General features: G+C 65.8%; 6 protein-coding genes and 1 pseudogene. 3 read left to right on the forward strand and 4 right to left on the reverse strand.

The genetic code is table 11. The features are described 5' to 3' along the window. Positions 1-133 precede the first annotated feature (133 nt). Positions 134-548: pseudogene (locus U4E84_RS10180) on the reverse strand (PIN domain-containing protein). Between the two features lie 241 nt (positions 549-789). On the opposite strand from U4E84_RS10180, the gene U4E84_RS10185 reads away from it, so the two are divergent. Further along, entirely contained in the window at positions 790-3,393 is a 2,604-nt protein-coding gene (locus tag U4E84_RS10185) for a heavy metal translocating P-type ATPase (RefSeq protein WP_322531981.1), read from the forward strand. A 146-nt stretch (positions 3,394-3,539) separates the two neighbouring features. Here the strand turns inward: U4E84_RS10185 and U4E84_RS10190 are convergent, their stop codons facing one another. Both U4E84_RS10190 and U4E84_RS10195 read right to left on the reverse strand, forming a co-directional pair. Next, positions 3,540-4,304: a hypothetical protein gene (locus U4E84_RS10190; RefSeq protein WP_322531982.1), complete on the reverse strand. Its 765-nt coding sequence runs from the start codon at positions 4,302-4,304 to the stop codon at positions 3,540-3,542. A gap of 445 nt (positions 4,305-4,749) precedes the next feature. Continuing rightward, entirely contained in the window at positions 4,750-5,784 is a 1,035-nt protein-coding gene (locus tag U4E84_RS10195) for a hypothetical protein (protein WP_322531983.1), read from the reverse strand. Between the two features lie 255 nt (positions 5,785-6,039). Between U4E84_RS10195 and U4E84_RS10200 the strand changes: the two genes are divergently transcribed. Next, the gene (locus U4E84_RS10200; protein ID WP_322531984.1) at positions 6,040-8,118 is read left to right on the forward strand and encodes an SLC13 family permease; all 2,079 of its coding nucleotides are present in this window, start codon (positions 6,040-6,042) and stop codon (positions 8,116-8,118) included. A gap of 42 nt (positions 8,119-8,160) precedes the next feature. Here the strand turns inward: U4E84_RS10200 and U4E84_RS10205 are convergent, their stop codons facing one another. Continuing rightward, a complete protein-coding gene (locus U4E84_RS10205) occupies positions 8,161-9,255 on the reverse strand; it encodes a radical SAM protein (protein WP_322531985.1) in 1,095 nt (364 codons plus the stop codon). Between the two features lie 354 nt (positions 9,256-9,609). Here U4E84_RS10205 and U4E84_RS10210 point away from each other — a divergent pair. Beyond that, positions 9,610-14,014 (forward strand): malectin domain-containing carbohydrate-binding protein (locus U4E84_RS10210; RefSeq protein ID WP_322531986.1); only part of this gene is annotated, 4,405 nt, incomplete at its 3' end.

The following is a 14,014-nucleotide window of genomic DNA, read 5'->3' on the forward strand; positions in this document are numbered from 1 at the left end:
GGATACAGCGTTCTATTCAGCACAGCGCTGTGAAGACAGTTGTATTCTATCAGTGATACCGACTCTCAGAACTCAACTCAGTCGCTCCGCGGTTACAAAGTCGATACATTCAGCAAATTGGTCACACCCTCTGTTAGCGAGTTTCGAACGAGTTGATAACGTCACCTGTCGTGTAAACCTCACTTAGATTCTGTTCGTCAAAGTCAGCGTCGTCACTCCAGATGGCCGCATCGCAGGCTATCGCACACGCCGGATAGAGTACATCGTCGGGATCAGTATCACCGATTGCTTCGTTCGCACTCTCGATAGCCGGATAGAAATCGTCGGCAGAAACGGCCTCGATGTACTGGAACAGGAGGTCGGTGCTGTTCGACGCCGTGTGGTTCCAGCCCGGACTTCTCGTCAATCAGGTCCTCGTAGTTCTCGATTTCGTCGTGGACGAACGCGGGTGTCAGGAGGTCGGGTTCGAGTGTAACGACGAGCTCTCGCGTTTTCGAATCGGCGATGAGTGCGGAGATAACGACGTTGGCGTCGATGACCAGCTTCATTCGTCGAGTTTACGCCGATTCCTCGTCAACGCGCTTGCGGCCACTCTCGTTGATTTTGTCGGCGATCTCTTGCACGTCACGCTCAGTGAGCTCGCTCTCGCCGGTTAGTTCATCCATCACTTCCAGCGCCTCGTAGAGCGAGGGTCACACGCACTTTGGAATCCACACTTTTCTGTGGTCGATAACCCACCTCTCGAAGCAGCAAATCCCCTAAACCTAGACCCCGTATGGTAGACCAAGCATGACAAGCCAAACAATTCATCTCGATATCACTGGGATGTCCTGCGCGAACTGTTCGGCGACGATCCAGGACACGCTCGAATCCCTCGACGGGGTCGCTGAGGCGGACGCGAACTTCGCCACCGACGAGGGCTCCGTCACGTACGATCCCGACGAGGTATCACTACGGGAGATCTACGACGCGATCGACGAGGCTGGCTACGGCGCCGTCTCGGAGACGGTGACGATCACCATCTCCGATATGACGTGTGCCAACTGCGCCGAGACGAACGAAACGGCTCTTGAGGAGACAGCGGGCGTCCTCGACGCCGAGGTCAACTACGCGACCGACGAGGCACAGGTCACCTACAACCCGGCAGAGGCGTCGTTCGATGCACTGTGCGATGCCATAGAGGCAGCGGGCTACTCGCCTGTTCGCGAAGCGGACACCGACGAGGGCTCGGGCCAGGACGCGCGTGATGCTGCCCGGCAGGCCGAGATCCGGAAACAATTACGTCTCACCCTGTTTGGCGCGGTCCTGTCCGCCCCCATGCTGTTCTTCCTCGTCGAGAGGTTCCTCCTCGGTGGCGGGCTCATCCCCGAGAGCGTCTTCGGTATCGAGTTCGGCTGGGTCGAGTTCCTGCTTGCGACGCCCGTCCAGGTCGTGCTCGGCTGGCCGTTCTACAAGAACTCCTACAAGGCGATCGTGAAGAACGGCCGCGCCAACATGGACGTGCTCATCGCGCTGGGTTCGACCACCGCGTACGTCTACTCCGTGGCCGTCCTCTCTGGGCTGATCGCGGGCGGGCTGTACTTCGACACGGCCGCGCTCATCCTCCTGTTCATCACACTCGGGAACTACCTCGAAGCCCGCTCTAAGGGGCAGGCCGGCGAGGCGCTCCGCAAGCTGCTGGAGATGGAGGCCGAGACGGCGACCGTCGTCGACGAAGCGGGCAACGAGGAGGAGATCCCGCTCGAGGACGTCGAGGTCGGCGACCGGATGAAAGTCCGCCCCGGCGAGCAGATCCCGACTGACGGCGTGGTCGTCGACGGCCAGTCGGCGGTCGACGAGTCGATGGTCACCGGCGAGTCCGTCCCCGTCGAAAAGAGCGAGGGCGACGAAGTCGTCGGCTCGACGATAAACGAGAACGGTGTCCTCGTCGTCGAGGCGACGAAGGTGGGTGCAGACACGGCGCTCCAACAGATCGTCCAGACGGTCAAGGAAGCCCAGTCGCGCCAGCCCGACATCCAGAACCTCGCGGATCGCATCTCGGCGTACTTCGTACCGGCGGTCATTGCGAACGCTCTCCTGTGGGGCGTCGTTTGGTTCGCGTTCCCCGAAGCGCTCGCCGGTTTCGTTGACTGGCTCCCGGTGTGGGGCCAGGTCGCTGGCGGGCCTGCCCCGGCCGGCGGGACCGTCTCCGTCTTCGAGTTCGCGATCATCGTGTTCGCGTCTGCGGTACTCATCGCCTGTCCCTGTGCACTCGGGCTCGCCACCCCGGCTGCCACGATGGTCGGGACCACGATCGGTGCCCAGAATGGTGTGCTGTTCAAGGGCGGTGACATCCTCGAACGCGCAAAGGACGTCGACACGGTCGTCTTCGACAAGACCGGCACCCTCACGAAAGGCGAAATGGAGCTGACCGACGTGGTCGTGTTCGACGGCGACGGACACTTCGCGACGGACGGCGCCGACACCGCAGCCGATGGCGGACAGCTCGCCCGAGGCCGTCTCGGCGAGGACGACGTATTGCGGCTCGCAGCCACGGCCGAGAGCGGGAGCGAACACCCGCTCGCTCGGGCCATTGTGAAAGGAGCCCAGGACCGTGGGCTCGACGTGGCCGCTCCCGACGACTTCGAGAACGTCCCCGGACACGGCATCAAAGCGACCGTCGGTGACAGCGAGGTGCTGGTCGGAAATCGGAAGCTCCTGCGTGACAACGGAATCGACCCCACCGCCGCCGAAGAGACGATGGAGCGTCTCGAGAAGGAAGGGAAAACAGCGATGCTCGTCGCGTACGAGGACGAACTGGTCGGCGTGGTCGCCGATGCCGACACGATCAAAGAGAGCGCGAAGGACGCCGTGAGTCAACTGCAGGAGCGCGGGGTCGACGTGATGATGATTACCGGCGACAACGAGCGGACGGCCCGCGCAGTCGCCGACCAGGTCGGTATCGACCCGGACAACGTCCGCGCGGAGGTCCTCCCCGAGGACAAGTCCGATGCCGTGGAGGCCATCCAGGACGAGGGGCGGCAGGCGATGATGGTCGGGGACGGCGTCAACGACGCCCCTGCGCTCGCGGTCGCCTACGTTGGGACTGCCCTCGGCTCCGGGACGGACGTCGCCATCGAAGCGGCGGACGTCACGCTGATGCGCGACGACCCCGTCGACGTCGTCAAGGCGATCCGCATCTCGGACGCGACGCTCCAGAAGATCAAGCAGAACCTCGTGTGGGCGCTCGGCTACAACACGGCGATGATTCCCCTGGCGTCGCTCGGCCTCCTGCAGCCGGTGCTGGCCGCAGCAGCGATGGCCTTCTCCAGCGTGTCGGTGCTGTCGAACAGCTTGCTGTTCCGTCGGTACACTCCGGATCACGACTACAGGCTGCTCGGCCGCCTCCGCTGACCGCTACCCTCATTCGATGTCCGATTTCGCGCAGAAGGAGGAGATTCTGCAATAGAAGCAGTCGACGTCACCGACGGGAACGGGAAACTGGTGATGATGGGGTGTAACACGATGGCGCGCGCGCGAACGACGGCCGCTTGTTTCACTCACGTATCTGCCTCGTTTCCGAACCGGAGGAAAAACTCGTGATATGTGTCTCCGTATTGGATCATCTCGTTCTCGTTCGAGCGGACGCCGGCGTCTTTCCGGATGTTCCCGTCAATGTAGGCGCGTTTGTCGAGCGCACGCAGGACCTCCGTGTAGGCGTCCGAAAACGGATGAGTTTCGCTGTAATCGTCGTCGCTGGCTTCAGAGAGTATCTGCTGAGCCTCCGTCGAGAGGTCGTCCCCTGTGACGCGCGCACCCACGAGCGTGGCCACGAGGATCGTTTCGATGTGTTCAGAGTCATCAGCGACCGGTTCCGCTGTCGGTCGATACACTGGCTCGTGGAACTGTTCGTGGTCGATCTCGACCTCGTAGGTGGCGTCCCGGTACGTGACGTACGCAGGGCCGTCCTCGGCGAGGAGCTCGCTCTCCTCGCGGGCCTCCTCACTTCGATACACGTACCCGCCGCGCTGGACCAGCCCCGACGGAAAGCCACCCTCGTTACCACGAGCTCGCGCGGCCATGTGCGCGATACCGACTGCCCGCTGGTCGGCTTCGGGTAGCGCTCCCTCCCCGCTCCCATCGATCGCCGTCGATGGATCGTCCTCTGAGTCGAACAGACGGAGTACCGGGTGGGTCTCGACGACCTCGTCGACGATGACGGACCTCAGTTGATAGAAGGTGTCTTCGTGGACCACGTAGGCGGGATCGTCGGAACTTGCGAAGAACGGTTTCCGGAGTTGCGTCGTGTACTGCTCGCCGTTCACGGCCGCGTCGAGCGCCTGCTCGTCCCAGCGCTCGTCGGGATCCTCGTACTCGTGGACGTACCTGCGACTGAGCGGTCCGTCGATCCGGCTGAGCGAAAGCGTCAACTCCCCCTCGCCATCCTCGCTTGCGGCGTCTCTACCGAACCCGACACACCCCGCGGAGACGCTGATCCCGGCGGCCAGCCCGCTCGCCAGTAGTTGCCGACGTGACAGCGAACCACCGTGCATAGCACACCGGTCGCCACGGTCACCTAAAGTAGTACTCGAAGCTCAAGTGGACGTTTGAGTGACGCCGCCGACCGTTCTCTCGACAGAGCACTGTCTCTCGTCTACCGTTTCTGACAACGCTCGGGTACAATCGACCACAAAGCGCTGTTGTTCACTCGTAGTACTGTCGTACGCCGCTATGCTGAGCTGTTTCGTCGGTGAGTTTCGAGCGTAGATCTCACTGGTTTCGTTCCCGCAGGCGATCGATGCGATCCCGTAACGGCGGGCGGCTTTTGAAGATCGTTCCGACGCCACCCGACGGGACGTCGAGGTTCTGTTCGACCGCCATCCGTTCGAATGCGTCGGCGACAGTCGCTGCGCCCACTCGGTCGGCGGCGTGGTCGTCTCCGCGTCGAACCGCCCGCCGCGCCCCCCAAAGGACCGGCAGCCAGCCCACGAGCGCACCCCCGATCAGAATCGCATACCAGAGCGCTGACCCCCAGGCGAGCGTTGCGATGCCGACGATGAGGAATCCGAACAGCGGACAGAGCTTGATCGCCCGGTAGTGGTGCGCAACTCCCCCGGCATTGGCCGCCAGTACTGCACCCAGTGTTTCGTCCTCGAACCTCTCCAGTCCGAACACGGAGACGTACAGGTGGCGTCGTCCCGGGGGTCCGCGCAGGTGGATCTCCAGCGTCTCGTCGGCGTCGGTCAACAGCCAGACGTCGTCCACGTCGAGACCGGCACGCTCACACAGCGATTTGAGTCGATCGCGTTCTTCACGGGTAGGGGCACGGATAGCACGGACGATGCGGAAGAGAACGGGGGCCACGAACGGGAGTAGTAGAACGAACAGGATGAGCGTCACCGGAGCCAGTCCGGGGTCTTCTCCCGTCACAATGCGTTCGAATGGGACGAACGCAATCGTGAGAAAGACCGTGAGGGCGAGGGCGAACCGGGCGACTCGACGCACTGCCGTCCACGTCGACAGATCAAGGTCCCTCGCTTCGTTGATCGCGGGAACGGTGACGGCGTAGGTAGCGAGTGTCAGACAGGTGGCCGAGAGAAACAACGTGAATTGCGCTGCAACCTCGCCCAGAGTCGCAGTCACTGCTGTCGGGATCGCAGCGGGAAGAAGTGTCGTGACGGCCTGCTGTGCGACCTCTCCGGTCCCAGCGAACCTGGACAGAAGATACGCGAGTACCCCGACGGGAATCAGGGTGATGAGTAGGCGGCGAAGCCAGATTGTGGGGGCGGACGTTCGGAGACTCACTCGGGCAGCCACCCAGTACGCTGGGAGCGTCACGAGGAGCACCCCGAGTGCAGTCCCAACTTGGAGGGCAAGGGACATGGACGAGGAGTTCATCATCCGGAACTGTAACGTATTCGTTTCAGGGTCACGATCGCAAACGCAGCAGCAGGTCGTTCTCGACTGGCCATTTCTGCGGAATCGATCGAGGTTCGCTCGTATGCGACCCTCTCGCTCCCCGGCGTTTATGACGTGCCGATACAAACACGGCTGCCAAGGATGGCAGTGGATGCCGGGTTCGTCGAACCCTTGCTTGGCTCTCCGCTGTCGATCTCGGCGGTCACGGTCGACATGGCTGTCGTCTTCGCGGTTATCGCGGTCGCGCTGGTGCTGTTCGTCACCCAGCCGATACCCATCGACACGACGGCCATCGCGGTGATGGTCGGGCTCATCTTCTTGGAACCGTGGACCGGCGTCGGTCCGACGGAGGGGGTCTCGGGGTTCTCGAACCCTGCGACGATCACCGTGCTCGCGATGTTCATCCTCAGCGAGGGCGTGCGCCAGACGGGGGCGATCCAGATCCTCACCAACGCCGTCTCGGAGTACACCGACGGCGACGAGACCAAACAGCTCCTCGCGATACTCGGACTCTCCGGGCCGCCGGCGGGGTTCGTCAACAACACGCCGATCGTCGCCATTCTCATCCCGGCGATACTCGACCTCGCGAAGAAGGCGAACACCTCGCCGTCCAAGCTGCTCATGCCGATGTCGTTCGCGGCGATGATGGGCGGCACGCTCACGCTGATCGGCACGTCGAGTAACCTCCTCGCGAGCGACGTATGGGCCCGACAGGGCGGCCCGGGGGCCGAGGCGTTCTCGATGTTCGAGTTCACACAGCTCGGGGTCGTCGTGCTCGTCGTCGGAACGCTCTACCTGCTGACCGTCGGTCGGTACCTGACGCCGGCTCGGATCGAACCCAGCGGCGACCTCGGCGAGGAGTTCGGCGTCTCCGAGTACCTCACGGACGTGGTCGTCAGAGAGGACTCGTCGCTGATCGGGAGGGCGGTTCGGGAGGTCGACCGGGACGACGAACTGGACCTCGAGGTGTTCCAGATCGTTCGGAACGGGCGGACCATCACCCGCGGACTCCATGCCGAGCGCATCCGTGCGGGCGACGTGCTCGCGGTTCGCGCCGACGAGGAGACGCTCCAGCAGGTCCTCGAGGGTGAGAACCTCGATCTCCTCCCGGAGGTCATCGACGAGTTCGACGAGGAGAAGTCGTCGCGGATCCGGCGAGCGGTGCTGAGCGATCTCGACCCGCTCGAACCCGCGCCTGACGGAGAGGATCCCGTCGCCACCCCGGGGGAGTCGCCGTCGGGCGAGAGGGCGGAGGACGGCGGAGAGAGGGGGGACGGCGAGGAGGATGAGGACGGCGAGGAGGCCGAGGACGGCGAGGAGGCCGAGGACGGCGAGGAGGAAGATACGGAGGAGACGACCGGCGAAGAGCGCAAGCTCACCGAGGTGGTCCTGCTCCCCGGGTCGTGGCTGACCGGTCGGTCGGTTCGCGTGCGGGACCTCCAGCGCCGACACGACGTGACGGTCCTCGCGGTCCGACGCGGAAGCGACGTCACCCGCCAGCGGATGCGAGACCTGCGGCTGCAGGGCGGTGACACGCTGTTGGTGCAGGCGACGGAGTCGGCGCTGGACGACCTCCGCACGGATCGCTCGATCATCGTCTCCGGCGAGACGCGTTGGGAGTCGTTCGACCGGCACAAGATTCCCCTCGCGCTCGGCATCGTCGCCGGCGTCGTTGGGCTTGCGGCGCTCGATCTCGTGCCGATCATGGTCAGTTCGCTCGCGGGCATCGTCGCGATGATCGTCACCGGCTGTCTCCGCCCGGGCGACGCCTACGAGGCGGTCAGCTGGGACGTGATCTTCCTGCTCGCGGGCGTGATCCCGCTCGGGATAGCCATGGACGAGTCGGGAGCAGCGGGCTTCCTCGGCGACCTCATCGTTCTCGCCGGCGGCGTGGTCCCGCCGCTGATCCTGCTCGGCGTGTTCTACCTGTTCACCGCGCTGTTGACGAACCTCGTCAGCAACAACGCGAGCGTCGTGTTGATGATCCCGGTGGCGATCGACGCGGCGACCTCTCTCGGCGTCGACCCGTTCGCGTTCGTGCTGGCGGTCACCTTCGCCGCCTCGACCGCGTTCATGACGCCGGTCGGCTACCAGACGAATCTGATGGTGTACGCTCCCGGCGGATATCGGTTCTCCGACTTCATACGGGTCGGACTCCCCCTACAGCTCCTGTTGACGATCGTGACGCCGCTCGGGATCGCCTACTTCTGGGGGCTGTGACCGACCGACGCGTATCGCGTCCGACGCGACGCGCCGAGACGGTCAGTCCGCCGCGTCGCGGACTCCCGAGTTCCCGTCCGCCAGCGTCTGCGGTAATTCGCCGTCGTACCCGTCCGGCACGTACGGACAGAGGGGGTCGCTCTCCAGCGGGTCCCCGGTCGCCGCGAACGCCCGAGATCGGCTCCCGCCGCACACCTGTCGGAACTCGCAGGCGCCGCATTTCCCCGCGAGCCGGTCCGGCTCTCTGAGCGACTCGAACAGCTCCGCGTTTCGGTAGATGTCGACGACCGACCGGTCCCGGACGTTGCCCGCGGATTTGGGGAGGAATCCGGAGGGGTACGTCTCGCCGGTGTGGCTGACGAAAGCGAACCCGCGTCCGGCCGTGATGCCGCCGCGCCGACGAACCGCGCTCTCGTCGCCGTCGCGCTGGAGGCCGACGCGCCGGTAGAACGGCGCCTCGGTGGTCTTGACCCCGAACCGTTCCGCCTCGGCGACGCCGTGGAGCCACGACATCACCTCCTCGGCGTGCCCGGGCGAGATGGGCTCCAGGATCCGGCCGCGACCGACGGGGACCAGAAAGAAGACGCTCCAGAGGACCGCGCCGAGGTCGTGCACGCGGTCCCGGATCGCCGGGAGCTCCTCGACCGTCTCGGCGCAGACGGTGGTGTTGACCTGCAGCGGGAGTCCGACGTCCCGGGCCGCCCGCGCCGCCGTCATCGTGTCCGCGAAGCTCTCCTCGCCGCGGAACCGGTTGTGACTCTCGCGGGTGGCCCCGTCGAGGCTGAGCGCCATTCGCTCGATCCCGGCGTCCGCGAGCGCCGACACGCGGTCGGGGGTCAGCGACGCCGTCCCGCTCGGCGTGATCGTCATGCGATGACCGAGCTCGGTCCCGTAGGACACCAACTCGGTGAGGTCCTCCCGGGCGAGCGGGTCGCCGCCGGACAGGACAACCAGCTGCCCGTCGCCGAACTCCGCCGCGTCGTCGAGGAGTCGCCTTCCCTCCTCCGTCGTCAGCTCGTCGGGGTGACGTCTCGGCTTCGCGTCGGCCCGACAGTGACGGCAGGCGAGTCCGCACGCCTGCGTCACCTCCCAGATGAGGACGAGGGGACGCCGGTCCACGTCGATGTCGTCGAACATGCGGTCGGCCGGAGCTACGATCCGTTCGTCCTTGGGGGCGCCCCCGAACGCGTTCGGGCACCGTCCTCGGTCTTCGGTCGTCGCCCTCGGTTGCGATGTGCGTGACGCGTGTGGTGGGCGCGTCTTCCTGATCGAGTACCCGACTATGGACCGGACGCCGGCAGGCGGTGTTATCACCAAAACTACACGTTAGTCGGGGGCTACGACGAGCGAAGGGATACCTCTATGTCCGCGTTAGCGGCCCGCTTCCCCCGTAGATCTGCACAATACTATCTGCCTATTAAGTGGCTGATCTATCGCCGGTCCATCAGTAGGACGCGAACCGAACCTGCCGGCCGACGGACAATCACACATATGCCACCAACACGATCGAAGCAGGCCTTCGCGCTGCTCTTCTCGCTGTTGATGATCACGTCCATGGGCGTGGCTTCGATAGCGGTGGGAGCGGGTTCCGCGCAGGCGCAGGAGAACGAAAGCGCAGTGTATCGAGTAAACGCGGGAGGATCGACGGTCGGGGCCGTCGACGCCCCCGACTGGACACCGCCGGACTCCACGAGCGGCGTCTCGGTGAGTGGGGGTCCGGACGATTATAGCACGGACGATTCGGTCACCACCGACGACACGGTCCCGGAGGGCACACCCGCTGAGGTGTTCGAGTCGGAACTCTACGGCGACCAGCAGTGGGAGTTCGACGCCACGTCCGGTCAGCAGTACGAGGTCCGGCTGTACTTCGCCGAGATATTCCACGAGTCGTCGGACCAGCGCGAGCTCGACGCGACCGTCGAGGGAGAGACCGTCCTGAACGACTACGACGTCTACGACGATGTCGGCCACGACGTCGGTACGATGAAGTCGTACACGGTCACGCCCGAGGACGGCCAGATCGACGTCGACTTCGCGGGCAAGGTCGACGAGGCGAAGATCTCGGCTGTCGAGATCGTCGAGGCCGAGCCCGAGCCGGACACGCTCGGCGGCCCGAGCGAGGTCGACTTCGGCGAGGTCGTCACCGGGGACGACGAGACCGAGACGGTCTCGCTGACGAACCTCGGCGGCGAGGGCGACTCGGACATCGACGTTCAGGACGTCTCCGTCAGCGGCGACGACGCGACCGAGTTCTCGTCCGGGAGCCCGTCTGAAACGACGCTCGCGCCCGGCGAGTCCGCCGACCTTCCGGTGACCTTCTCGCCGGAGGACGCCCAGGCGAAGTCCGCGACGCTCGAGATCGAGCACTCGGGCAGCAACTCGCCGCTCGAGATCGACCTCGCCGGCGAGGGCGCGAGCACGGCCGAGGTCGGCTTCAGTAAGTCGAAGCTCGAGGGCTTCAGCGCTGGCAATCCCACCGCCATCGACTTCGGACCGGACGGTCGCGCCTACGTCTCGACGCAGGGCGGCACCGTCTACGCGCTGGAAGTCGAGCGCTCCGGCGAGGACAGCTACGAGGTCGTCAACGAGGAGGAGATCGGCGCCATACAGGACATCCCGAACCACGACGACCTCGGGAACCTCGACGAGGACGCCAACCGACAGATAACGGGTCTGACCGTGGGTGGGACGGCGGACGAGCCCGAGGTCTACGTCTCCTCCAGCGACCCCGAAATCAGCGTCGGACAGGACGACGACTCCACGGACACCAACTCGGGGGCCATCTCGCGGCTGACCTTCGACTGGAACGACGACGGCGGCCTGAACGACCTCGACCACGAGGTGATGGTCCTCGGCCTGCCACGCTCGGAGGAGAACCACGCCACGAACGGCCTCGACCTCACCGACGACGAGGAGACGCTCTACGTCGCCCAGGGCGGCCACGCCAACAAGGGGGCCCCCAGCGACAACTTCGGTCACACGCCGGAGTACGCGCTCTCGGCCGCGACGCTCGAGATCGACCTCGCACAGATCGACGCGAACCACGAGCGGACCAGCCTTCAGAATCACGACAGCGAGTACCCGGACCTCGACTACCGGTACCCGATTCCGACCGTCGAGGGCGGCGACCTCCCCTTCGGCGGTGACGACGGCCTCAATCAGGCGGAGATCGTCGAGGACGGCCCGGTCCAGGTCTACTCGCCAGGCTACCGCAACCCCTACGACCTCGTGTTGACCGAGGACGAACAGCTCTACGTCGCCGACCACGGACCGAACGGCGGCTGGGGCGGCACCCCCGTCGACGAGGGGGACGCCGGCGTGTGCACGAACGAGCCCAACGAGGACGACAGCGCCACGACGGGCGACCAGCTCCACTACGTCCCCGAGGAGGGGTACTACGGCGGCCACCCAGTTCCGATCCGGGCGAACCCCGACGACGCGGGGCTGTACGACGCGGACGGTAACCAGTACCACGACTTCGACGAGGACGACACGCCGGTCCCCTTCGACATGGCGAACGCGGTCGAGTGCGACTACCAGTCGCCCGACGAGGACGGCTCGATCGGCCCGACGTTCTCCCCGACGGGCGCCATCGACGAGTACACGGCGTCGAACTTCGGCGGCGGGATGCAGGGCGACCTCCTGCTCGTCGAGCTCGGCGGCGACGTCGAGCGCGTCCAGCTGAGCGCCGACGGCGAGGATGTCGACGAGGTGGACACCGTCTTCAACACGGGCGGACCGCTGGGACTCGACGCGCAGGGCGACACCGGGGCGTTCCCGGGGACGGTGTGGACCGCCAACCACGGCGGCAACGACGTCACCGTCTTCGAACCGACCGACTACGACGCCGACGACGGCGAACAGTGTACCGGCGCGGACGACGCGTCGCTCGACGAGGACGGAGACGGCTACGACAACGCCGACGAGATAGACGCGGGCTCCGACCCGTGCTCGGCGGGCTCGACTCCCCCCGACTTCGACGACGACGGCGAGTCCAACCTGAACGATCCCGACGACGACGACGACGGGATCGACGACACCGAGGACCTGTTCGCGGTCGACCCGGACAACGGGCTCGACACCGACCTGCCGGCGACCTACGACTTCGCGCCCAACAGCGAATCCGGGACCATCCTCGACCTCGGGTTCACCGGCGTGATGATGAACGGGTCCGACTACCAGGACCTCTACGACCCGGACGAGGTCACCGCGGGCGGCGCGGCGAACGTCCTGACCGTCGAGAACGTCGGCCAAGGCGACGCCCACGAGGACACCAACACCCAGGAGCACGCCTACCAGGTGGGCGTGAACGCCGACGAGCCGTTCACCGTCGAGACGACGGTCAACGGCCTCCCGAGCGACGCCGAACAGTTCCAGTCGCAGGGGATCTTCGTCGGCACCGGCGACCAGGACAACTACGCCAAGCTGACCGCGACCGGGTTCAGCAGCGGTGACGGCTCCGGCGTCCAGCTCGCGACGGAAGACGACGGGAGCTTCACCGACGTGGCGAACCCGCCGGCGCCGACCGCCGGCAACGAGACGGCGCTCTCGATGACGGTGTACCCGAGCAACGGGACCGTCGAGGCGTACTACGCCGTGGAGGACGGCGAGGAGCAGTTCCTCGACGAGACGACCGTGCCGACGGAGTGGTTCGACACCGCCGACGGCAACGGAACCGCCGCGGGCGTCATCGCGACGTCCACCGGGGCCGACTCCGCGTTCGACGCGACGTGGCAGTACCTCGACGTCGAACCGCTACAGGAGGACGATCCGGAGAACGAAGCGCCGACGGCCGACGCCGGTGACGACCAGACCGTCGCGGAGGGCGACGAGGTCACCCTCGACGCCTCGAACTCCAGCGACCCCGACGGCGACTCGCTGAGCTACGAGTGGACGCAGACGGGCGGTACCGACGCGACGCTCGACGACGCGTCCGCGGCGACGCCTTCGTTCACCGCGCCGGACGTCGACGCCGACGAGACGCTCACCTTCGAGGTCGAGGTCTCCGACGGCGAGTCGACCGACGCCGACACCGTGGACGTCACGGTCGAGGACGCCGACGAGCCGGCAGAGCCAGGCGAGGTGCTTCACCGCGTCAACGCCGGCGGGTCCCAACTCGACGCGCTCGACGACGGTCCCGACTGGTCGTCCGACGCGGAGGACAGTCCGTCCGAGTATCTCGTTGACCCGAACGGGAGTGACACCTACGACGGCGGCGACAACGTGACGCCGACGGGTTCGGTCCCAGACAGCACCCCAGACGCGGTGTTCGACGCCGAGCGGTGGGACGAACCCGACGACGAGATCCCGATGGAGTGGGAGTTCCCGGTCGAGTCCGGGACCGACGTCGAGGTCCGGCTCTACTTCGGGAACCAGTTCCCCGGCGCCAGCGACCCCGGCGAGCGAGCGTTCAACGTCTCGATCGAGGACGAGCAGGTCCTGACGAACTACGACCCCGTGGCCGACGTCGGCCACGCCAACGGGACGATGCAGTCGTTCGCTTCGACCGTCGACGACGACGGCGCCGTCGACGTCGACTTCGAACACGGCGACGTCGAGAACCCGCAGGTCAACGCGATCGAGGTCGTCGCCCTCGAGGAGGACGAGCCGCCGGCCGACGACACGATGACCGTCGCAGAGGCGGTCGCGGCGGGCGGCGAGAACGACTCGCTCATCGAGGACGACGAGATCCAGCAGGCGATCAACTGGTGGTCGACCGGTAGCGAGGTGCCCGACACCGGTGGCGAGACCATCGGCGACGACCAGATCCAGTCGCTCATCAACGCGTGGGCGACGGGGTCGACAGTCGGCGACGACGGCGAACCGCCGACGGCGTCGTTCACCTCCAGTCCCGACTCTCCCGAGGCGGGCCAGCAGGTGAGCTTCGACGCGTCCG

Origin of the sequence: Halorubrum sp. AD140 (genome assembly GCF_034497445.1) — an archaeon.
Taxonomy (GTDB): Archaea; Halobacteriota; Halobacteria; order Halobacteriales; family Haloferacaceae; genus Halorubrum.